Origin of the sequence: Solwaraspora sp. WMMD406 (genome assembly GCF_029626025.1) — a bacterium.
Classification (GTDB): domain Bacteria; phylum Actinomycetota; class Actinomycetes; order Mycobacteriales; family Micromonosporaceae; genus Micromonospora_E.
This window is the reverse complement of the sequence record NZ_JARUBF010000001.1, coordinates 1,639,516-1,661,836: the sequence shown is the minus strand read 5'-3', so window position 1 is coordinate 1,661,836 and position 22,321 is coordinate 1,639,516. Positions and strand designations below refer to the sequence as shown.

Annotated in this window: 21 protein-coding genes, 1 tRNA gene, 1 other RNA gene and 1 pseudogene; 4 read left to right on the top strand and 20 right to left on the bottom strand. The window is 68.4% G+C overall.

The genetic code is table 11. From position 1 onward, the window contains the following. Positions 1-891 (bottom strand): class I SAM-dependent methyltransferase, encoded by an 891-nt coding sequence (locus tag O7632_RS07585; protein ID WP_278112577.1) that lies wholly within the window; start codon positions 889-891, stop codon positions 1-3. 68 nt (positions 892-959) lie between these two features. Continuing rightward, entirely contained in the window at positions 960-2,750 is a 1,791-nt protein-coding gene (locus O7632_RS07580; RefSeq protein WP_278112575.1) for a peptidase S9, read from the bottom strand. 206 nt (positions 2,751-2,956) lie between these two features. Here O7632_RS07580 and O7632_RS07575 point away from each other — a divergent pair, with 206 nt between their 5' ends. Together O7632_RS07575 and O7632_RS07570 are read left to right on the top strand one after the other, a co-directional pair. Then, on the top strand, positions 2,957-3,610 hold the full coding sequence (locus tag O7632_RS07575) for a nitroreductase family protein (protein WP_278112574.1): 654 nt from the start codon (positions 2,957-2,959) through the stop codon (positions 3,608-3,610). Next, positions 3,607-3,849 (top strand): hypothetical protein, encoded by a 243-nt coding sequence (locus O7632_RS07570; RefSeq protein ID WP_278112572.1) that lies wholly within the window; start codon positions 3,607-3,609, stop codon positions 3,847-3,849. Before O7632_RS07575 ends, O7632_RS07570 begins: the two co-directional genes overlap by 4 nt. Here the strand turns inward: O7632_RS07570 and O7632_RS07565 are convergent, their stop codons facing one another. From O7632_RS07565 to O7632_RS07545, 5 genes are all read right to left on the bottom strand, one after another. Further along, the gene (locus O7632_RS07565) at positions 3,850-5,796 is read right to left on the bottom strand and encodes an FG-GAP-like repeat-containing protein (protein WP_278112570.1); all 1,947 of its coding nucleotides are present in this window, start codon (positions 5,794-5,796) and stop codon (positions 3,850-3,852) included. Between the two features lie 330 nt (positions 5,797-6,126). Continuing rightward, positions 6,127-7,314 carry a cytochrome P450 gene (locus tag O7632_RS07560; protein ID WP_278112568.1) on the bottom strand — a complete coding sequence of 396 codons (1,188 nt, stop codon included), beginning with the start codon at positions 7,312-7,314 and terminating at the stop codon, positions 6,127-6,129. Between the two features lie 266 nt (positions 7,315-7,580). Next, entirely contained in the window at positions 7,581-7,982 is a 402-nt protein-coding gene (locus tag O7632_RS07555; protein ID WP_278112566.1) for a VOC family protein, read from the bottom strand. Positions 7,983-8,042: 60 nt separating this feature from the next. Then, on the bottom strand, positions 8,043-8,390 hold the full coding sequence (locus O7632_RS07550) for a VOC family protein (RefSeq protein ID WP_278112564.1): 348 nt from the start codon (positions 8,388-8,390) through the stop codon (positions 8,043-8,045). 465 nt (positions 8,391-8,855) lie between these two features. Beyond that, complete coding sequence (locus O7632_RS07545; RefSeq protein WP_278112563.1) at positions 8,856-10,091, bottom strand: VCBS repeat-containing protein; 1,236 nt, start codon at positions 10,089-10,091, stop codon at positions 8,856-8,858. Positions 10,092-10,436: 345 nt separating this feature from the next. Here O7632_RS07545 and O7632_RS07540 point away from each other — a divergent pair, with 345 nt between their 5' ends. Continuing rightward, positions 10,437-10,943, top strand: a complete 507-nt coding sequence (locus O7632_RS07540; protein WP_278112562.1) for an ester cyclase — start codon at positions 10,437-10,439, stop codon at positions 10,941-10,943. A gap of 360 nt (positions 10,944-11,303) precedes the next feature. Here O7632_RS07540 and O7632_RS07535 read toward each other — a convergent pair. Together O7632_RS07535 and O7632_RS07530 are read right to left on the bottom strand one after the other, a co-directional pair. Continuing rightward, positions 11,304-11,376, bottom strand: a tRNA-Ala gene (locus O7632_RS07535). A 74-nt stretch (positions 11,377-11,450) separates the two neighbouring features. Then, on the bottom strand, positions 11,451-12,041 hold the full coding sequence (locus O7632_RS07530; protein WP_278112561.1) for a YqgE/AlgH family protein: 591 nt from the start codon (positions 12,039-12,041) through the stop codon (positions 11,451-11,453). 196 nt (positions 12,042-12,237) lie between these two features. On the opposite strand from O7632_RS07530, the gene O7632_RS07525 reads away from it, so the two are divergent. Next, entirely contained in the window at positions 12,238-13,041 is an 804-nt protein-coding gene (locus tag O7632_RS07525) for an S-methyl-5'-thioadenosine phosphorylase (protein ID WP_278112559.1), read from the top strand. Here the strand turns inward: O7632_RS07525 and O7632_RS07520 are convergent. The 11 genes and pseudogenes from O7632_RS07520 to O7632_RS07470 form a co-directional block, all read right to left on the bottom strand. After that, positions 13,003-13,299: a hypothetical protein gene (locus O7632_RS07520; protein ID WP_278112557.1), complete on the bottom strand. Its 297-nt coding sequence runs from the start codon at positions 13,297-13,299 to the stop codon at positions 13,003-13,005. The genes O7632_RS07525 and O7632_RS07520 overlap by 39 nt on opposite strands. Positions 13,300-13,302: 3 nt before the next feature. Then, complete coding sequence (locus tag O7632_RS07515) at positions 13,303-14,304, bottom strand: hypothetical protein (protein WP_278112556.1); 1,002 nt, start codon at positions 14,302-14,304, stop codon at positions 13,303-13,305. 112 nt (positions 14,305-14,416) lie between these two features. Then, positions 14,417-14,790, bottom strand: a transfer-messenger RNA (tmRNA) gene (gene ssrA, locus O7632_RS07510). Between the two features lie 225 nt (positions 14,791-15,015). Further along, entirely contained in the window at positions 15,016-15,798 is a 783-nt protein-coding gene (locus O7632_RS07505) for a cellulose binding domain-containing protein (RefSeq protein ID WP_278112554.1), read from the bottom strand. 45 nt (positions 15,799-15,843) lie between these two features. After that, positions 15,844-16,320, bottom strand: coding sequence for an SsrA-binding protein SmpB (smpB, locus tag O7632_RS07500; protein ID WP_278112553.1), 477 nt, complete (start codon positions 16,318-16,320; stop codon positions 15,844-15,846). A gap of 30 nt (positions 16,321-16,350) precedes the next feature. After that, positions 16,351-16,479 (bottom strand): annotated as a pseudogene (locus tag O7632_RS07495) (IS607 family transposase); the annotation flags it as partial. Positions 16,480-16,584: 105 nt separating this feature from the next. Then, positions 16,585-17,460, bottom strand: a complete 876-nt coding sequence (gene ftsX / locus O7632_RS07490; protein WP_278112551.1) for a permease-like cell division protein FtsX — start codon at positions 17,458-17,460, stop codon at positions 16,585-16,587. A 124-nt stretch (positions 17,461-17,584) separates the two neighbouring features. Beyond that, on the bottom strand, positions 17,585-18,265 hold the full coding sequence (gene ftsE / locus O7632_RS07485; RefSeq protein WP_278112549.1) for a cell division ATP-binding protein FtsE: 681 nt from the start codon (positions 18,263-18,265) through the stop codon (positions 17,585-17,587). Positions 18,266-18,519: 254 nt separating this feature from the next. After that, entirely contained in the window at positions 18,520-19,641 is a 1,122-nt protein-coding gene (prfB, locus tag O7632_RS07480; RefSeq protein ID WP_278112547.1) for a peptide chain release factor 2, read from the bottom strand. 44 nt (positions 19,642-19,685) lie between these two features. Beyond that, positions 19,686-20,201 (bottom strand): PadR family transcriptional regulator, encoded by a 516-nt coding sequence (locus tag O7632_RS07475; protein ID WP_278112545.1) that lies wholly within the window; start codon positions 20,199-20,201, stop codon positions 19,686-19,688. A 237-nt stretch (positions 20,202-20,438) separates the two neighbouring features. Further along, complete coding sequence (locus O7632_RS07470; protein ID WP_278112543.1) at positions 20,439-22,295, bottom strand: serine/threonine-protein kinase; 1,857 nt, start codon at positions 22,293-22,295, stop codon at positions 20,439-20,441. Between the last annotated feature and the right edge of the window lie 26 nt (positions 22,296-22,321).

Below are 22,321 nucleotides of genomic sequence, written 5' to 3'. Positions count from 1 at the left end.
CTACTTCCCTCCGTAGGTCGTTCGGGCGCGGCGCCGCGGCGCCGACACGGTGCCGCTGTGGTCTTCGTGCCGGGCCACACCGCGCCAGTAGGTGAGCTGGCGGCTCCGGTACGCGGCCAGATAGAACTCGGTGGAGTCCCGCCAGTGCTGCAGCTCATCGGCTGACACGAGGGCGGTGATCTCGTCCTCACGCCGCATCAGAGCAGTGCCGATCCGGTCGAAGCACTCGACCGCCATCGACGTGCGGTCGGTCAGTTCGACGTCGTCGAACCCGGCGGACCGCAGCATCCGTACCGTGGCGGTGGGTCCCGGCAGCGGCCGGATGCCGTCCAGGTCCCAGGCCTGTCGCCGGGTTTCCTCGGACAGGCTGCTGCCGGCGACGGTGTCGGCGATCGCGAACACCCCGTTCGGGTACGACGCCTGGTAGGCGGTCCGCATCACCGCCAGCGGATCGGCGAGCAGACTCAGCGAGTCGATCGCCAGCACCAGATCGTAGGTACCGTCCAGCTGCCACCGTTCGATGTCGCTCCGCACGTACCGCAGGTCCGGGTTCCCGGTCGCGAGTCGACGGGCGTGATCGACCTGATTCTCGTTGATCTCCACGCCGGTGACCGGGCAACCGCTACGCAGATTGAGGTAGCGACTGACGGCGCCCGTACCGGAGCAGCATTCGAGGACCCGATGGCGGGCACCGAGTCGAAGCATTGCGATGAGTTGGTCCAGCAACGCGGCCCCACCGACGTTGGTGAACTCCCAGCCGGAATGCACCGGCTGGTAGACGGCCAACTGCCAGATCGGCCCGGTGACACCATCGTAGATGTGGTTTTTATCCTTGTCGTCCGGCGGCGGCGCGGCGGCGGGCTGGCCGGCTCGCTGCAGCTGTGGGCTCACAGGCACTCCTCAAGATCGATTGGCGGTTCGTCCAGAGCTCACCCGACCGGATGAGCGGTTCACATCCGTCATCTGCGTCGCGTGTCGACCGGGCTCCGGACCGGCCCCAGTGGTGCCTGCTCGCTGATCGGCGTGCCGCCCGTGGCCCGTGCCACGAGCGGACGCGCCAGGTCGGCGACCGGCGAGTCCGCCGCCCAGACGTTCTCGGCGAGCCAGTACTCCACCGTGCGATGGGTGCGGGCGAACAGCACCATTCGTCCGTCAGCGGACGGCACCGGATAGCGGACCCCTTGACCCGCCGCCGCGACGATTCGCCCGGTACCGTCGGGACGCTGTTCGTACAGCTCCTCGCTGGTAGCGGCCACCAGCGTCGACAACAGGACGCCGTCGCGGGTGAGCCGGGGGCTGTTCCGCTCCACGTAGTCCGGACCGGCCAGCGTCTCGATCTCGCCGGTCGCCAGGTCCTTGCGGTAGAAGCCCCAGGTCCAGTCGCCGCCACGGGTCGACATGAAGATCACGGCGGCGCCGTCCGGCGTGTATGCCGCAGCCTCGTCCCACCAGGAGTCGTCAGTGACCGCGCTGACCCCGCCGGTGAGCAGGTCGAGTTCGTAGATGTTCGCCGCGAATGGCTCGGTCTCACTCTTGAACAGCACTCGGTTGCCATCGGGTGACCAGCTCAGCGGGCCATGTAGGCGTCGCAGCCCGACCACCCCTGACGTCCAGTCGTGAACCTTCCCGGTCGCCACGTCCACCGTGCTGATCTGCCAGCGGTGCGCCGGCCCACGGCGCGAGCAAAACGCGATCCGTGCACCGGTCGGCGACCAAGCGGGAAACGACGCCTCTCCCACCGACAGAGCCGTCAGCGCGTGGTCGGACAGGTCCAGAATCTTGATGGTGGACCGTCCGGTGCCCTCACTGGCGTAGACGATCCGTCGCCCAGCCGGGTCGAACGACGCATACCGCGGCCGTTCGTGCCCGCCGACGAGTTCCTGCACCTCGCCCGTGGCGCGGTCCCACATGCCGATCGAACGGCCCTCGTCGACCAACCGGTGGAAGAACAGACTCCGACCGTCTGCGGTCCACGTCGGCCACCGGTCGTCCGCGCCGGTGGTGACCAGAGGACGGCCGTCCCCGTCGCCGAGGCGCTGTACCCAGATGACCGAGCGGCCTTCGTTGCTGCGGGAAAACGCGACGACCGGCCGGGTGGGACAAATTGTGGGCTTGTAGTCCCAAGCTGTTCCGTCGGTGACCTGGATCTCTTCGGCACCTTCTGAATCCTGCAGGAATATCGCTCCGGCCCCGGTGTCGTAGGAATGGCACACCAGCCAGCGGCCGTCCGGTGCCCAGGAACCGGCACCCGCCCTTCCCGGCGGCCGATCCACTGCACGTGGAGAACCACCACTGGCCGGCACGACGTAGAAGTACCGGTGCCCCCAGGGACCGCCGACATACAGGATTCGCTGGCCATCCGGAGCGAAGGAGGGATACTCTTCCTCATGATCCCCGAACGTTAGTTGCTCAATGCGACCGGTGGCGACGTCATACCACCATATCTGCTTGTGTCCGCCCCTCGTAGAGGTGAAGACGATACGGCGGCAATCCGGTGACCACTGCCCCTCGATGTCATCACCTGCCCCACGGGTGGCCTGATGCCACCGGCCGTTACGTAGGTCGAATATCCACAGATTGACTGTTCCGTTCCGCTTCGATGAAGCTACGAAGTAGGCGCCATCGGGCGATATAGCACCATCTCCGGAACCAGCCGGGTCTGTCGCTACTCGGCGGAGCCGGAAGCCCTCGCCGTGCGGTGCGACGGCGGCCGGCAAGTCCGGTTGATGGGCAGCCGAGGGTGGCGGCACGGCTGATCTCCTTGCCTCGCGGTTGATGGGTACGAGCACGACTGACGCTCGGTAGATTTCTAGCGCTTTGGCTCGCCGGCAACCTTCTTCCACCTTGCGCGAAGACGGCGCGCACCGGTTAGCAAGATTTCGGAAGAAGTCAATGCCGATCGCTGTTCCGATAGACCGGTAAGCGATAACTCGATGCACCGGTGGAGGCCGTGCTCATGTCACCCACGAATCCACCTGATCAGGCGGCGCTGCACCCGCTACTCGCACCAGCTGACTCCACGCACCGATTCGCTCCGGAAACGCTGAACACCGCGCAACTGGTACGGTTGATCGAGGCTGCGCGATGGACCCCGTCGAAATGGAACCGTCAGCCGTGGCGGTTCATCCTGGGCTGTCGCGGCGACGCGACGTTCTCGCTGCTGCGCACCGCGTTGAACCCGATCAACCAGGACCGCTCGCTGAGGGCTGCCGCGTTGTTGCTGGCCCTGGCGCAGACCACTGATCCGCACGGCGTACCGATGCCGGGCACCGAGTACGAGCTGGGGATGGCCGTCGGCCGGATGTGCGTACAAGCACGGGCGCAGGGTTGGCAGTGCCGCCAATTCGGCGGCTTCGACCACCAGCGGCTGCGCTTGGAGTTGGGGGTGCCGGCGGGCTTCGAGCCGATCGTCGTCCTGGCGGTTGGCGGCAGCTGGCCGCCTGGACCGGGCGGTCAGACTGGTGCGGGGACGAGCCGGGGGGACGACCCGGATCATCGCCCGGTCGCAGACGGAGTACCGGGCGACCGGACTGAGAATGCGACCAGGCTGGCGCCGGAGGCGATCGCCTTCGCCCGCCGGTGGGGCCGACCGGCGTGGACGTCGTCGTGACGCGGTGGCTGGCCTGGCGGCGGGAGCCGGTGCTGATTCAGTCCGCGGTGCTGGCTCTGCTCAACCTGCTCGCGACCTTTGAGGTCGTGCCGCTCACGGTGACTCAGATCGGTGCGGCGAACGCCGCGGTGGCGGCGGTGCTCGGGCTGATCACACGGCAGGCGGTGACACCGGTGACACCCTCGACGGCCGGATCCGGTGACGAATCCGGCCGTCGGCGGGCGCCTGGTCTAGGCTGACTACGCGTCGACCGTGTTCATCGGGGCCAGCACCGAGGCCACCCCGATCGGGTGTTCGCCGACCGCCACGGTAGCCACTGACTCGCCTCGCTCCAGGTCGACCACCGAGACCGAATTGCCGCCCTGGCTGGTCACGAAGGCCTGACGCCCGTCCGGCGACAAAGCCAACCCGTATGGACGAACACCGACATCGATCGCCGCCACGACCGTGCCCCTGGCGACGTCGACCACGTCGACCGCGTCGGCACTGTAGGTGACCACGTAGGCACGCCGGCTGTCCGCACTGAAGGCGACCTTCAGCGGCCAGTCCCCTACGTCGATGTCCGAGACGTGTGTGTTGGTGGCGGTGTCGACCACGCTGACCTGGTCGTCGGCGATGCTCGTGACGTACACCCGGCGACCATCCGGGCTGACGGCCACCCCGCCGGGTCGTGCGCCGACCCGGGTACGGGCGACGACGGACGCCCGTGCGACATCCACGGCGGCGACCTCGTAGGAGATGTTGGTCGGAACGTACGCGTATCGACTGTCCGGGGTGAAGGCGACGTCGACTGGGCGCTCCCCCACCCGGATGGTGGCGGTCACCGCGTTCGTGGCCGGGTCGATCAGCGAGACCGTGTCGGAGAATTCGTTGGCGACCAGGACCCAAGTGCCGTCGGGTGACACCGCGATCCCGTTGGGCTGGCGGCCGACGGCGATGGTGGTCAGCAACCGACGGCCGGGAAGGTCGATCACCGAGACGTTGTCGGAACCGAGGTTCGCGACGTACGCCCGTCGGCCGTCCGGGGTCAGCGCCACCCCGCCCGGACGGTCACCGCCGATGTCGATGGTCTCCAGCAGGGTCGAGGACCGGGCGTCGATCAGCGAAACGGTGGCCGAGTTCTCGTTCGTGACCAGGGCGACCGGCGCGAGGGAGGCACCCTCTGCGGTCTGGGTGCCGTTGAGCATCACGGTGATGCTGCCGGAGAGCGAGTTGCTGACCGCTATGTCGAGGCGGTTGTCCCCGTCGAAGTCCGCAGCGATGATCGCCGCGGGTGCCTCACCCGCGTCGAAGGACTGGGCCGTGCCGAAGACTCCCTCGCTCCGGCTGTTCGACAGCACGATGACGTCGGCCGCTTCGGGGGCGACGGCGCCGAGGTCGGGGGCATTGTCACCGTTGAAGTCGGCGGCGACGATGTCACCCGGGCCGCGCGCCGCGACGAACTGCTGTTTCTGTTCGAAGTAACCCTTGCCGTCACCGGCGAGCAGGGTCACCGTCTCACCGCCGTAGTTGGCCGTGGCCAGGTCGAGTTTGCCGTCGCCGGTGAAGTCACCGACGGCGACGCCGGACGGCGTGTCTCCGGCCGGCATCGCCTTGGCCTCGCCGAAGGTGCCCTTTCCCGTGCCGGTGAGTAGCGAGATGGTCTTGTCGCCGATGTCCGAGGTGAGGATGTCGAGCACCCCGTCATTGGTGACGTCGACGACGGTGAGTCGGTTCGGATCCTTGCCTACCGGATACTTGACCGGCTCGGCGAACGCACCGGTACCGTCGCCGAGCAGGATCGAAACGGCGTCGTCCTGGTAGTTGGCCACGGCCAGATCGACGGAGCCGTTCCGGTCGAGATCGGCGGCGCTCACCCGGATAGCACCGCCGCCGGCTGGCAGTGACTTGGCCCCGGCGAAGGCGCCCTTCCCGTCGCCGAAGTGCAGAGTCAGGTCGTTGGAGTTGAAGTTGGAGACCGCCATGTCGAGACGGCCGTCGCCATCGAGGTCGGCCAACGCCACGCCGTTGGGGTTGTCGCCGGTCGGGTAGGTCACCGGCGATGCGAATCTGCCCCTGCCCTCGCCGAGCAGGACGGCAGCGGTGTTCGAGTTGAAGTTGACGACGACGAGGTCCTGCTTGCCGTCGTCGTTGAGGTCGGCGGCCTCCAAGCCGGCGGGAGCGTCACCGACCGGAATCTCCGCCATGGTCGACATGGTGATTTTGTCGGAGATACCGGCCGCAGCCGACTCCGATGGGTCGTCCGGTGTGCTCTCCGTCGCCCCGAGACATCCGGTGAGCAGGCAGAGGGCGAGTAGGGCACCGCCCCCTGCCGTCCACCGCGACGGCTGGCGCCGGGGATCTCGGGTTGGTCTGTGACTCAGGTCGGTCATCGGATTCCTTCCGTGGATACTCCGGCGTTGCGGCCGGGGAGGAAGCGACCCAGGGAATCCCAGTCCATCAGGGCGGGGAGGAAATCAACGAATCTCCCCTTGGTCGCGGTTCAACCGGTACCCGGACGGGCCCGGCCGGGTCGATCAGGAAACAGTCGCCACGACCGGGACGGCGCGCACACCGAACACGCCACGGCCGTAGAACCGAAGCGGGACACGAGAGTCGAGGTGCAGGTCGGCGAACCGCTCGACGAGCGCCGCCAGCGCGACGCGGGCTTCGACGCGGGCCAGTGGCGCGCCGAGACAGAAGTGTCCGCCGAAGCCGAAGGCGATGTGGTCGTTGGGCGTACGGTCGATGTCGAACCGGTCCGGGTCGACGAAGACCCGTGGATCCCGGTTCGCCGACACCAGCCACGGCATCACGTACGAGTCGGCCGGTATCCGCACGCCGGCGAGCTCGGTGTCGGTGGTGGTGACCCGAACGACCTGAGCGAAGGGTGATCGGTGCCGCAACGCCTCCTCGACGGTCGACGGGATCAGCGACGGGTCCTCGCGCAGCCGCCGCCAGGTCGACGGCTGCTCGGCAAGACTCAGTACGGCGTTGCCGAGCAGCAGCGTCGAGGTGATGTGCCCGGCGGAGAGCAGCAGCGTGCAGAAGTTGACCGCCTCCTGATCAGTCAACCGACGCGCGTCCACTTCGGCGGTGACCAGCGCGGTGATCAGATCGTCGGCAGGTGCCCTCCGACGTTGCCGGCAGTGCTCCAACAGGTACGCGGACAGATCACCCATCGCTGCGGTGAAGCGCTCCATCAGCGCGGGATCGTTCGGATCGTCGGTGTGAATGCTCAACAGCCGGTCGGCGCACGCCGCGAAGAACTCCCGGTCGCTGGACGGCAGCCCGAGCAGTTCCGCGATCACAGTGACCGGCATGGGGTGGGCCAGCCGTTCGGCGAGGTCGAACTCGCCGTCGAGATCGGAGATCATCTCACGGGTCACCGCAGCGATCCGTGGCTCCAGCTCCGCTACGGTACGCGGGGTGAACGCGGCGCTGACCAGTCGCCGCAGCGACCGGTGCGCTGGCGGGTCGAGCATCGTGAGGTTGCCTTGCGCGAGTTCGGCGGCGGCCGGATTCAGCCGGCTCTGGTCCGAGGAGTACGTCTCGTGGTCGGCGCTCAGCAGTCGCACGTCCGCGTACCGGAAGACATGCCAGACCCCGTATCCGTCCTGCCAGACTGGTTCGTCCTCGAGCATTCGCCGCAGCCAGGGCAGCAGGACGGCGTCCCCCTCCTCGGGTGACGGCGCCATCAGATCTTGGCTGGGGGTCTGGGTCATGGCGTACTCCTCGGGGTGCCGGCGATCAGAGGTCCGTGAGATCAGAGGTGCCGGTGTTCGACCGGTGTTCGATTCCGGGGTTCGCAGGTGCCGGGGGTCCGGGGCGAGGCCGGACAGCGGCCGGTGTGCGCGGTATGTGCCGGCGGGACGCCTCGCCAGGGTCCGGGAGGCGTCGCCACGCCCACCAATGTCTCGGCGAGCGTGGCGACATGTGGAAGCGTTCGGTGACGCCGTTGATCGGGCGGCCTTTGTTGGGCGGCCGGCGGTCAGGCGTCCTGTGGACGATCGGGCTCGCGAAGCGCCAGTACCGCGCCGGCAGGGTCGCGGATCACCACGAATCGCGCTTCCGGAGCGGTGCCCTTGGGACCGGCGACGACTTCACCACCCAACTCGACCGCACGTTTGATGCTGGCGTCGAGATCCTCGACGCAGACATAGGACAGCCACTGCGGCGGCAGGTCCGCGTTGCCGCCGCGGGCGTGACACACCCCGGCGACGGGGGTCCCTGCAGGACTCATCATGAAGTAGTCACTGTAACCGCCCATGTCGAGCGGCATCGGGCTCCAGCCGATCACCTCGGCATAGAAGTCCCGTACCCGGTCAGCGTCCTGCACCGTCAGGTCGAAACCGACAACGGTACCGAACGGTGGCTTGGTTGGATCGGACACTGCGCTCCTCTCATTTACACTGGTAAACCGCCCGATGACGGACGGGTGTCTGGCTACGACCTAGGCGGGCTCCCATAGCTCGAAGCGGTTGCCCTCCGGGTCTAGGGCCCACGCGAAGCGGCCGATCGGCTCGGAGTGCACGTCGCCCACGATCGTCGTGCCGCTCGCCCGGAGCTGGTCAAGCATTCCGTCGAGATCCTCGACCCTGAAGTTGACCATGGACGCCTGGCTGCGCTCGCCGAAGTAGTCAGTGTCCTCAGGAAACGGAGCCCAGACCGTCGGTCCCGCAGCCTGAGTCCACACCTGGTCGCCCCCGGGGCACGGATCGATTCCCAGGTTGTCGGAGTACCAGCGGGCGAGTGCCTGGGGATCCCGGGACCGAAAAAAGTAGCCGCCGATCCCGCTCACGCGAGGAGGCATGTAGACGCTCCTACCTGATGTTGGATGGGCGATGACCGGCGAATCGCACACCGAGCGATGCCGAAAGGATCTTGTATCCAAATTGAGCGATCGACCTGGATACTCACGGAGTGTACGACAGGCTTCCCACGCTGTCATGCGACCGCGTGTACGAGATGCCGGCGGATGCGCAATAGCCAAGATGGACCATTGAAGTAGGGCGGACTACACAGGAACGGTCATTCAGCCCACACGAAGGGGCGACATGATCCTCGAAATCCTCATGTTTCCGACGCGGAAGACTCGCCGTCGCGGCCGGCTTCGGCACCGAACCGCAAGGGCCCAGCCGCCCGCAACGGCCATCTCTGCAGAGCCCGGCCGGGGCGGCTGGCCCGTCCGGGCAACAACCGGTCTTCAGCCCGGGGCAGGGGCGAGGGCCGGCTCCGGGCCCCCGGTCCCCGCCCCTGCCACCGGTCAACCTTCGTTGATGATCACCGATACGCTGTCGGACAGCGAGTTCGCGGTCGCGATGTCCGGCAGCCCGTCACCGTTGAAGTCGGCGACGAGCAACGCCGGTGGGCCGTCCTCCACCGCCACCGAGGCAGGCGCGGCGAACCCGCCCCGGCCGTCACCGGCGAGCACCGTGACGTCGTCGGAGTCGAAGTTGACCGTCACCAGGTCGAGCTGACCGTCGCCGTTGACGTCCACAGCGACGATGTCCGATGGCGCGTCACCGGCCTGGTACAGGGCGGGCGCGGCGAACCTGCCCCCACCCTGCCCGAACAGCACCGCGACCGTGTCGGCATCGTAGTTCGCCGTGGCGATGTCGAGTATCCCGTCGCCGTTGAGGTCGCGCACCACGATCCCGGCCGCGGTGTCGTCGGCGGCGTACGCGACCGGCACGGCGTAGCTGCGCCGACCGTCACCGCGCATCACAGTGACATCGTCGGAGTTGTAGTTCGCGGTCACCAGATCCAGGAGTCCGTCTCCGTCCAGGTCGGCCACGGCGATCCGCAGCGGTCCGTCGCCAGCCGGCACCGACGCCGGTGCCTCGAAGGTCGCGTCGCCCGTTCCGTACAGGACGGTGACGTCATCGCCGTTGAGGTTAGGAGTGACCAGGTCAAGCGCGCCGTCCCGGTCAAGATCGATGGCGACGATCCGGGCGGGGCCGTCACCGGCCGGATGATGCACGGGTTCGGTGAACCGGCCGCCCCCGAGTCCCCGGAAGACGCTCACGTCGTCCGACCCGAGGTTCGCGGTGGCCAGATCGACGAAGCCGTCGCCGTCGAGATCCCGGACCAGTATCCCGTTCGGGGTGCGGCCCGCAGCCATCGTCACCGGTGGCTCGTAACCACCGCTGCCGTCACCGATCAGGTAGACCAGATCGTGGCTGTTGTAGTTCGGTGTTGCGAGGTCGAGGACGCCGTCGCCGTCGAGATCGGCCGCGACGATGTCGGCGGAAGCGTCCCCCGCGGGAAAGGACCGTGCCTGCGCGAGCGTCACCGGGCTGGTCGGCGGCGGGATCGGCATTGGTCGTTGGGGCTGCGCCTGAGTGGGACTCAGCGGCGGCCCCGGCTCCGGCGGTTGCTGCTGGTCCGTCGTACATCCGGCGGCCAGCAGTACGGCGATCACCGCGAATCCGACGAGCATGCGGCTCGCGCCGCCGGGGCCGTGGGCCGCTGCCCGCCCGACGGTTCTCATCATCGTCATTGAGGTTTCCTGTTCAGCTGGATGGGCCGGCCAGCCTGGCGTGTCCGACCGGCGGCGACGCGATGTGCGCTGCTAGTTCCTGGATACGGCCGGGCGGTTCGGGCGACCTCTCGCCGATTGCGATCGACGTCTCAGCGACAGCGAATCGGGCAGGGGCGAGCAAAGGCGAGTCACGCGGTGGCCGGTACGACTGTCACCGCCTCTGACACGAGCTCTGGAGAGAGGCCACGGATCAGCAAACGTCGAGAGGTTTGCCCGAACCGCCCGGCCCCACGATGGCGCTACCGGCTGCGCGGCACCCGTCCGCAGCCACCGCCGACCGGTAGGTATCCCTGGAGGTACACCGTGACCAGAACGAAAACACTCGGCGCGGAAACGCGGGATTTTCTGATCGGCCTGCTCGCGCAGGCGGACACCGATCCGGACCGCGAGGCCCGCAACGAGGCGACCCTGCGTGAGCTGTACGCGCGATTCAACCGTGACGACATCACCGCGATGGCCGAGCTACTGACCGAGGACTACGCGGCGTATGACGTTGCGGCCGGGGAGCACACCACCGGCCCGGAGCCGTACCTCGCCCGGCAGCGCACCAACCGCCGGGCGATGCCGGACGCCCGGACGGAGATCACCGCGCTCGTCGTACGCGGCGACACCGCAGTCGCCGAAGTTGTCAACCGGGGTACCCAGACCGGCCCGTTCGAGCTGCCCAACGGCGACGCGCTGCCGCCGAGCGGCCGGTCGGTGGAGGGTCTGAGCTGCGAGCTCTACCAGTTCCGGGACGGCCGGATCGCGAGCGGCCGGATCTACTACGACTTCCTCACTGTCGCACGACAACTCGGTTTGCCGCTGTGACCATGGCAGGCGGTGCGGCGACGACCGGTGGCTGCCGGCGACGGTGACCGCCGATGGGGTGGGCGGCCGGTCCGTCGTCCACCTTCATCGTCGGCTCCTACCCGCCACGCCCATCGGAAAGGGCGCACCGCCTGCGGTCACCTCCGTCCGGCCGGACCTGGTCCCGGAGAAGGCTTCGCCACCTGGTCCGGGCGGACCGCCGGACACGACACCCCAACCGCTTGCGGAAGGCCTCGGACCCCCTGGAAGGGATCGGAAATCGTCGGTGTACGGCGCAGCGGACGGGCGCAGTGTGACCACGAGATCACAAAATCGGCACCAGCCGATGACTGGTGCCGATTGAACTGCACAAAAACGGGGTGGAGCCGAGGGGACTCGAACCCCTGACCCCCACACTGCCAGTGTGGTGCGCTACCAGCTGCGCCACGGCCCCCGGTCGGCCCGGAACTCCCGGGCACCGGGGCAATATTACACACGCCGGCCCGGCCGGTCATCTCGCGGGGTCGGTCAGTTCATCGCGACGTCCGCCGGGAAGTGTGCCACTGCCGACATCATGCCCCCCTGCCGGCGCAGCACCATCGGCCAGAGATCCTCCGGGCGGGACATGAACGGGTCGTCCGGCAGGCCATCGAGCACGAACCAGGAGCCGGCGTTGATCTCCTCCTCCAACTGTCCGGCCGACCAGCCCGAGTAGCCGGCGAAGACCCGGATCCCGGAGATCGACTCGGCCAGCGGCTCGGGATCGGTCGACAGGTCGATCGTGCCCAGCACACCGGCGATCCGGTGGAAGCCCCGGACCCGACCGGAACCGGTTCGGGTCCGGGCCAGGCAGATCGCCGACTCGGGCTGCACCGGCCCGCCCTCGAAGAGCACCGACGGTTCGCGGGCCAGCGCGCTCCAGGCTCCCAGCACGTCGGCGACCGGCACCTCGGTGGCCCGGTTGAGCACCACACCGAGCGCCCCGCCGGCTTCGTGCGCCACGAGCAGCACGACCGTACGGTCGAAGTTGGGGTCCTTCAACGCGGGCGTCGCGACCAGCAGTTGGCCGGTCATCGACGCCATCGACCGTCCCCCGATTCGTTGACCCTCACCGTGCATCACGACCTCCCGTACCAGCGGGTCCTTGCCACGCGTGTCCGGAAGTCCGCGGTTTCGGAGGGTCGCCCGTCACCACGGGTGCAGTGAACGCCATGTCTGGCACCATAGCTTGCCCGACAGGGCGCGGTTAAGGTCTAGCCGTGCGGGTGTGGCATCGCTGTTTCGGCCACGACCGCTCGACTGGGGAGGCTGACGGATGCAGGCACAGGCAGAGCTGGCGGTCATCGGCGGTTCGGGGCTGTACGCGTTGCTGGACGACGCCGTGGAGCATCAGGTGGACACTCCGTACGGGGCACCGTCGGACGCGATCACGATCGCCGATGTCGGTGGCCGTACGGTGGCGTTCCTGCCCCGGCACGGCCGGGATCACCGGCACCCGCCGCACCTGATCCCCTACCGGGCCAACATGTGGGCGTTGCGGTCACTCGGGGTCCGACAGGTGTTGGCCCCGTGCGCGGTCGGCGGTCTGCGGCCGGAGCTGGGCCCGGGTACGTTCGTCGTCCCCGACCAGTTGATCGACCGGACCAGCGGGCGGGTCCAGACCTTCTACGACAAGGGCGCGGTGCACGTCAGCTTCGCCGACCCGTACTGCCCGGTGGGTCGGTCGGTGTTGTTGCGGACCGCGACCGAGCAGGGACTGGCACCGCACGACGGCGGCGCGGTGGTCGTGATCGAGGGTCCCCGGTTCTCCACCCGGGCGGAATCCCGGTGGTTCACCGCGATCGGCGGCGCGGTGGTCAACATGACCGGTCACCCCGAGGCGGTTCTCGCCCGGGAGCTGGCGCTCTGCTACACGTCGATCGCGCTGGTCACCGACCACGACGCGGGCGTGGCGGGCGGGGAGGCGGTCACCCAGGAAGAGGTGTTCCGGGTCTTCGGTGAGAACACCGCCCGGCTACGTACGCTGCTGTTGTCCGCGCTGACCGCCTGGCCGGCGCGGCGGGAGTGCCGCTGCGCCAACTCACTCGACGGGATCACGCTCCCCTTCGAGCTGCCCTGACTGCGGGATCACCACGACCTCGGCGGTGATCCCGGCGACCTCCAGACACATGCGGATCCGATGGGCCGTCTTGTCATCGCCGGCCAGGATCACCGCGTCACCGGGCGTCGGCACCGGCAGCTCGAAGACCGGCGGTGTCGGAAGGTCCGCCGACCGGCGGACCTTCCCCCATTGTCGGGGGAACCGCCACCTGATGATCCGTGGGTGTCCGGCGGCGCCGGCGCCCACCTCGGGATCAGGACCGTAGGGCTGCGGCATGGCTCAGCCGACCGAGTCGATACGCAGCAGTGCCGCGGTAAGCGCGTCCAGGACCGTCCGGTCGCCCAGCGGCTCGTCGAGGGTCACCCGTACCGGATGGAACAGCAGTTGGTCGGTGCACACCTCAGCGGTACGGACGACGCTGCCGGACACGACCACGACGTCGTCGTACTCCTGGACGAACGGAGTGATGTCGCTGTCGCAGGCGCCGACACCGAGCCGGAAGCCGAGCTCGGTGCCGGCGACGTCGGTGAGATCCTGGGCGGCGACGAAGTCGGTCAAGCCGCTCGCCTCCGGTGCTCGCGGGCTGGGTGCCGGGACCGCGACGGACTCGTCGACCGCGACCCGGGCGACCGGGGTGGCCAGTTCGGCGACGTCGAAGAGCCAGGCCGGCACCGTGGCGGTGCCCCGGCTGGTCAGCAAGTCGACGGTACCGAGGGTGGCCGCTGTCACGGTGAGTCCCTGGCAGCCGCCGAGCTCGCCGGAGCTGACGCTGCTGTCCGGGCCAGCGCTCGCCGCGGGGCTACCCGCAGGGCTGGTCGCCGGCGTCGCGTCCGGTCCGGGTCGATCGTCCGGTCCGGGTCGATCGGCGGGGCACTCCGGCGGATCGCTCTGGCGCAGTTCGCCGTACGCGTCGGCGGCGCTGACCAGCGGTACGTCGAGCGTGCCGTCGGGGAAGCCGACCGTGCCGGCGGGCGGCTGATCGGTCGGCAGTGCCACCTCGGTCTGGTACCAACCGGCGTGGAACGCCTGTTCGGTTTCCGGGGTGAACCCCGGTTCGCCGGGCAGCACGGTCCGGCTCTGCAGCGGCGCGTACCCGGTGTGCCACTGGTCCAGCCCGGGTGCCCCGCGCCATGCCTCGGCCACCTCGTCGGCCCGCTGCTGGAACGCTTCCCAGCGGTGGGCGGCGGAGCTGCCGGGGCTACCGGGACCGGACCCGTCGGTACGGGCGCAGCCAGCGATCAGGATCAGTGGTAGGCCCAACAGGGCGGTGAAACGGCGCATGTCGGGTCAGACGTATCGGATCGGCGCCGGGTTCCCACCTCTACCGGCAACTTGGGTTACAGATAGTGAAACCGGCACCACCGCCACGACGGGCGGTGGTGCCGGCGGTCACCAGTGGAGGTGCCGGGAATCGAACCCGGGTCCTTCGGCGTCTTGCCAGGGCTTCTCCGAGCGCAGCTCGCTATGCCTCTACTCGGCCCCACCGATCACGCGAGCGAGTCGATGTGACGGGCCCAGCCGCGTTTGATCTCACCGCACGAACCCCGCGACCGGGTTCGCTTGGCCAGCCCTCTAGCTGATGCCGGTTACTGGGCCGAAGGCACTCCCAGACCGACAGACTTGCTACTCGCCTCAGGCGGCGAGAGCGAAGTCAGCGCGCTTGGAATTGGCGCTTATTGGTTTCCGACGACCGATTCTCGAGACGACGTCGGCTTCCTCGGCTCGCTTCCCCTGCCGCAACGTACGAAGTCGAAACCAGTCACCCCCTGGGTGGGTCTGTCCGGGTGATCGCCCGACAGCGGCCAAGTGGCCGTTGGACCTGGCGATCGTCCGACCACCCTGCGATGGTCGACCGGTCCGCGTGGCTCGCGGTCTGCCAATCCTAACGCCTCGAGCGCCGAGCTTCATTCCGGTTACCACCAAGGCGGCGCGTCGCGAACCGCCCGCCGCGTCGCGAACCGCCCGCCGCGTCGCGAACCGCCCGGCCGACGGTCAGAAGCCGACGCAGGGGTGCCCGTTGACCGTGCAGCCGACCGGATCGACCTGGGACGGCCGGCTCTTCTCCGCTTGGAACCCGAACCGGATGGTGCCGCCGGGAGCGACCGGTCCACCACCGAAGATCAGCACCGATCCGGCCGCGGTCGGCGTGGCGTTCCAGTAGCCGGTGACCGTTATGGTCACATTGTCCGGATAGCTGAGTCGCACCTCGAACGTCTGGTTCCCGCCGGATCGGTGGACGACGTCGACATTGGCGACGAAACCCTGATCCCAGGTACTACTGAGCACGTACCGCGCGGTCAGCTCCGGCCCGGCTGCTGGCGGCCCGGCGCTGGTCGGATCCACCGGTGAGCCGGGCTCCGCGCCGGGCTCCGCGCCGGTGGTCGCCGGTACGGACGGCCGCACCGGCGGGACCGTCGACGGGCTGACCGATGCCGAGGGCGTCGGGGTGGGCGAGGCGGACGCCTGCGGACCGGGGGTGACCGGACCGACTCCGAGTCCGTGCTCGGTCTCGATCCGGGCGGGCGGGCCTGGCAACGAGGCGGACGGCGCGACGATGATCAACTGGGCTGGCGGGGCGTCGCCGCGGGAGATCGCCGCCCACACCGTCCCACCGAACACGAGCGCGAGCACCACTCCGAGCGCGACAGCCCAGCCGGATCGCGCCAACGACCACATCGAGGCCGAAGCCGGGTCCGGTCCGACCTGGCCGACACCGGCCGCGCCGTCGGAACCAGCGCCATCGGAACCAGCGCCCTCGGCCGCGTGCCTAGCCACGACGACCCTCCGGCACCGTGATCAGCCGCCCAGCTCCCGGCACGGTCAGTCCATCCCCTTGCCGCGTCGGCCGACGGCCCGTTGGATCTCCCGGTCGGCGTCCCGCTTGGCCAGATCCTGCCGCTTGTCGTAGGACTTCTTGCCCCGGGCGAGAGCCAGCTCCACCTTGGCCCAGCCGTCGGAGAAGTACACCGAAAGCGGCACCAGGGTCAGTCCACCCTCACGCAGCTTGCCGAAGAGTCGGTCGATCTCGGTGCGGTGCAGCAGCAACTTGCGGGTACGCCGGGGTTCGTGGTTGGTCCAGGTGCCCTGGTCGTACTCGGGGATGTGCATGCCGTACAGGTAGATCTCGCCCTGGCGTTCCTGGGCGAAGGCGTCCACCAGCGACGCCCGCCCGGCCCGTAGGGACTTGACCTCGGTGCCGGTGAGGGCCATGCCGGCTTCGTAGACGTCGGTGATGGCGTAGTCGTGCCGGGCCTTGCGATTCGAGGCGACGACCTTACGTCCCTTTTCCCGTGGCATGTCACACCTCCGTTACCTCTCAGTGTGCTCTACCAGGTCGTCGTCCACCCCGGCCGGGTCGACAACCAGGAGGCGCCGGCCCTGCGCGGCGAGCGCCGCCTCGACACACTCGGCACCGAAGCGGGCGAACCGGTCCCGGTGTTCCACCACGAGTACCCCATCTGCCGTGCCGATCGAGGACCGCGCAATGGTACCGCGCGGTGGCGCGCCCACCGGCACCTGTTTCGGGTGCGGTGGGCGCGTCGGCGCGACCCGGCGTTACCGTCAGACCCGCAGGTAGAAGCGCAGCGTCACCCAGGCGGTGATCGCGCTGACCAGGCCACCCACGCCGGCCATCACCGGAAACATCAGCAGGACACTGCTCCACTCGATCGGGGTGAGCAACTCGGTGAGGTCGCGCAGCGATCCGTCCAGCAGGAAAACCTTGCCGAGCACCAGCGCGCCGAAGCCGATCAATGAACCGAGCAGCCCGGCGACGACGGCCTCCAGCACGAACGGCGCCTGGATGAACCAGTTCGAGGCACCCACCAGCTTCATGACGGCCACCTCGCGCCGCTTGCTGTAGGCGGCCACCTGGATGGTGTTCCCGACCAGCAGCAAGGCCGCGATCGCCATGATCGAAGCGGCGATCAGGGCCATGCTCTGCACCGAGCCGAGGATGTTGAAGATCTTGTCCAGCAGTCGTCGCTGGTCGACGATCTCGTCGATGCCTTCGGTGCCGTTGTACTTGTCGAAGATCGCCTGGTATTCCTCAGGATCGATGAGCTTGATCCGGAAGGACTCCGGTAGCTGTTCCGGCTTGACCGCGTTGACCAGGTCCGGCGCGTCCTGGTAGAGGGTCTGGAAGCGGGCGTACGCCTCGTCCTTGGACTCGTAGGTCACGTTGGAGATCAGCGGATCGGAGTCCAGCGAGCTCTGCAGGCTGCTGCGCTGCTCCTCGGAGACGTCCGAGACCAGGAAGATGGAGACCTCGATCTGGTCGTAGTAGAAGTCCTTCATCGAGTTGACCTGGAGATACATCAGGCCACTCGCGCCCAGCATGGTGAGCGACACCGCCATGGTGATGATCATGGCGATGGTCATGGTCACGTTGCGCCACAGCCCGACCATCACTTCGGACAGGACATATTTCGCGCGCATCGGGTTCCTTCCGGATCTGCCGCAAAGAGTCGTTCTTGGTCACCACACGCCGACTGTCGCCCGACCCCGCCGGGCGGGTCCGGGCCGAAGCCGACCCGCGCCCGCGCGCCGGGATCGGTCGGCTCTACCCGTAGACGCCGCGGGCTTGGTCGCGGACGATCCGGCCGGCTTCGATCTCGATGACGCGGCGGCGCATCTGGTTGACGATGTTGGAGTCGTGCGTGACCATCACGACCGTCGTGCCGGTGCGGTTGATCCGGTCCAGCAGGCGCATGATCTCGATCGAGGTGTCCGGATCCAGGTTTCCGGTCGGCTCGTCCGCCAGCAGGATCAGCGGCCGGTTGACGAACGCCCGGGCGACCGCCACCCGCTGCTGCTCACCGCCGGAGAGTTCGTGCGGGTAGCGGTGTTCCTTGCCGCCGAGGCCGACCAGTTCCAGCACCTCGGGGACGACCCGACGGGCCACCGCCTTGGTCTTGCCGATCACCTCGAGGGCGAACGCCACGTTCTCGTACGCGGTGCGGTTGGGCAGCAGTCGGAAGTCCTGGAAGACACAGCCGATCGAACGCCGGAAGTTGGGGATCTTCCAGGATCGCATGGTCGTGACGTCCTTGCTGTTCACGATGACCTTGCCCTTGTTGGGCGTCACTTCGTGCAGCAACAGCTTGATGATCGTGGACTTGCCGGAGCCGGAGGGACCGATGAAGAAGACGAACTCGCCCTTCTCGATCGCGACCGACACGTTGTCCAGCGAGGGCCGGGACGCCTTCGGGTACGTCTTCGTCACTTGCTCGAGCGCAATCACGGGTGGTGAGTCTACGCGGTGTAACCGCTACGCCAAGTCCAGCCTGATGGCCGATGTCTCCTATGTCGGTTATGCGCGAGGTTTCGCACCAGCTGTCACCAGCGAGAACGGAGAAATCAGCCGTCCGGACCGGACGGACACCACCCGAAATGATGGCGTCAGTCACAGCCAGTACACGAGAGGCAAACACGATTAGTAATCATGCGTGAGCTTCGCGTATCCGATCCGGACCGAACAGTCGGCCAGGTCGGCACTCATCGCACCTCTTCCTCGAGCTCGCGCTGCTTACGCCACCGGATGCCGGCTTCGATGAAGGCGTCGAGGTCGCCGTCGAAGACCGCGACCGGATTGCCGGTCTCATGCTCGGTGCGAAGATCTTTCACCATCTGGTACGGGTGCAGCACGTACGACCGCATCTGATCGCCCCACGAGCCCGCCGCGTCGGTCTTGAGCCCGGCCATCTTGGCCTGCTCCTCCTGCCGTTTGCGCTCCAGCAGCCGGGCCTGCAGCACCCGCAACGCCGACGCCTTGTTCTGCAGCTGGGACTTTTCGTTCTGGCAGGTGACGACGATGCCGGTGGGGATGTGGGTGAGCCGCACGGCGGAGTCGGTCGTGTTGACGCTCTGCCCACCCGGACCGGACGACCGGTAGACGTCGACCCGGATCTCGTTCTCCGGGATGTCGATGTGATCGGTCTGCTCCACCACCGGCAGCACCTCGACGCCGGCGAAGCTGGTCTGCCGCCGACCCTGATTGTCGAAGGGGCTGATCCGGACGAGACGGTGGGTACCGGATTCGACACTGAGCGTGCCGAACGCGTACGGCGCCTTGACCGTGAAGGTGGCCGATTTGAGACCGGCCTCCTCCGCGTACGACGTTTCGTATACCTCGGTGGGGTAACCGTGCCGCTCCGCCCAGCGCAGATACATCCGCATCAGCATCTCGGCGAAGTCGGCCGCGTCCACACCACCGGCCCCGGCTCGGATGGCCACCAGCGCCTCCCGGGAGTCGTACTCCCCGGAGAGCAGCGTGCGAACCTCCAGTTCCTCGATCGCCTTGTGCAGTCCGGCCAGCTCGGTGCCGACCTCGGCCACCGCGCCGGCGTCGGACTCGGCCTGTGCCATCTCCAGCAACAGGGCGGCGTCGTCCAGCCGGGACCGCAACGACGCCAGCTTGCCGATCTCGGAGTTGACGTACGACAGCCGGGAGGTGACCTCCTGCGCCCGCGTCTGGTCGTTCCACAGGTCAGGGGCGGATGCGGCCTCCTCCAGCTCGGCCTGGTCCCGGTGCAGTCGATCGATGTCGATGACCGCCTCGATCCGGCGGAGCGTAGCGTCAAGATCTTTAAGCTGGTCAGCGTAGTCGGCACTGGTCACAACCGACAAGAATACGTCGTGACCACCGGCGACCTGGCTCGCGGTCAGCCCACCGGGGCCGTCTTGAGCCAGGAGAGCGCCGCCTTGTGGTAGGCGACGGCGAACTCCAGAGCGGCCGCCCCGAAGGTGTCGCCGTTCTTCTTCGCTTCGCGTGCCTGTTCGCGGGCTGCGGCGAGCGCCTCGGTGTGATGCTCGCTCGCCTCCGCGTACACGGTCTTGAGCTGGTCTCCGGTGTGGTGCTCGCCGAACGCCACCCGCAACGCGATCGGGTTGCGCACCGAGTCGCGCCCGGGGGCCTCGGACAGCCACTTGAGAAAGGCCCGTTTGCCGGCTGCGGTGATCGCGTACGGCTGGCTGGACCGCGGCCCTGGTTTCCCGAGCCGGACCAGTCCTTGTTCGGCCAGCACCGGCAGTTCCCGGTACACCTGGCTACGGGTCATCGACCAGTAGGCGCCGAGCCGGCGCTCGGCCGCGGCCATCAGTTGGCCGCCTGTCATGGGTCCTTCATGGAGCAGGCCCAGGAGGGCCGCCGCAGTGGGATTGATTCGTAGATCCGCCATGCCCTCTACGCTGCCACTTTGTCGCGCGTACGTCCAGGATTTGGCACGATCCGCGACCAACAGTGTTCTAAAGTGCACTGTCTGTGGACGACAGTCTTGTGGGGAACATCAATATTTACCATCCGGGCACGAAGAACGCAAACGACACGCTACCAGGGCGAATCCCCGAGTTGGCGGGAGTATTGCCGAAATTTGAAGCATGAAGTCCGCTTCATTCTACTAGTCCCTACTGTCCTACTATCCGACATCCGACACCGGCCACCGAGGGATCGGATCGCCGATCCCCGGCGCCAAAGCGCCGTCCGGGTGAGCCGGAAGGGCCGGGCCACGCGCTGATTCGGCGTTCGTCGATGGCAAAACGGCCACAGGAGACCCGGCCGATCCGGCTGAGTCTTCTGGACCGGACGGATGATTTGCCTGATCAGAGGCACCACCAGGCGATGGTTCCAGACTGGTGGCCGGCACCGGGTCGGACCGCGTCGAGCCGTCCGGTGCCGATCCCGCCGGACGTGAGCCGTCCGCCACCGCATCGGCTGGTGACGCTGATCCCGCTGGCGGCACACCGACGACAGGCCGTCCGCCCGGCGTACCGCCGGCCGGTGGCGCGAGTGGCTGCCCGGCGGCCAACGTGAGTCCTGTCACGACCGCTGCCAGCGTGGCGACCGCGCCGGCCACACCGCCGGCCCGCAGCATCGACCGCTGTCGCGGCCCGCTCCGCGGCACGACTCGCGGCACGACTCGCGGCCCCGACCGCCCATCGGCCGCCCTCAGCGGTGTCTCCGCCGACGCCGCTGACGACGCCAAGGACGACGCCGCTATCGACGCCGCTGTCGACGATCCGGACCGGGCCGGTTCGGACGCGGCAGCCGACGACGGGTCCCCGGATCCAGATCGGGACACAGCGGCGGCTGGTGCGGCCGATGGCGACGGTCCCGATCGCACCGATGGCACGGTCGACACCGGCAACGGTCCAGTCCCGAACGTCGCCGGCGACGCGGCGAGGCCGACCAGCCCGGCGGAGTCGACGCCGGACGTGGGATCGGCACCAGACGCGAGATCGACACCGGACGCCGAACCAACAGCGGGGAGGGTGACCAGACGACCGGCCGCACCGGCCGCACCGGCCGCTGGCGACACGGGGTGGGCGAGCAACGGTTGCCAGCTGACCCGCGCGCTGCCTGTGGCGCCGGAGCCCGCACCAGCAGCGCCACCGACGCCACCACGCGACCACCAGGTCACCGCGTCGGCGCTCAGGGGCGGCAGGGCCGGGAAGCCGTCCAACGCCGCTTCCAGACCGCGCAGCCGGGCGGCCAACGACCGGGCGTCGGGCCGATCATCGGCGGCCACCGCCAGACAACGCTCGAACACCGACCACACCATCGGCGGAAGACCGGGCGGCGGCACCGGGACACAGTGCCCGTGTCGGGCGAGCACGTCGCTGGCTGACCCGCCACGGTAGGGACTGCGTCCACACAGCAACTCGAACAGCACGATGCCCAGGGCGTAGACGTCGGCCGGCCCCGCCGGTCGCCCGCCGCCGACCACCTCTGGCGCCACGTACTCCGGCGTGGCCAACGTCGGCCGAGGCAGATCGGAGTCCGCACTGGTCCGAGCTGCACCGAAGTCGATCAGACGCACCTGGCCGCCGTCCGCCGGGACAAGCAGGTTGGCCGGTTTGACGTCGCCGTGCGCGATCCCCAGGTCGTGCAGGTAGGCCAGCGCGTCGGCGACCTGCGCGGCGACGTCGAGCGCCACGGCGGCCGGCAGTGGGCCGTCCCGCCGGATTCGGTGCCGAAGGTCCGTTCCCTCGATCAGATCGAGTACCAACGCCTGCCGATCGCCGGCCGTCACCCGCGCGCGGAGTCGGATCACGTTGGGATGGTCGAGCCGGGACAGGATCGTCGCCTCGGCGTGGAAGCCCGCCACCAGATCTGACTGCTCGGCTGCTTCTGGGCGCAGCAGCTTCACCGCCACCTGACTGCCGTCGCTCAGGTCCTCGCCACGCCAGACCGACCCGATCGCGCCACGAGCGATCTCGGTGCCGAGCCGGTACCGTCCGGCCAATGGCTGCTTACGCATGTCCTGCCCACCCACGTCGGTGACGGTAGGCGGCGGCAGCC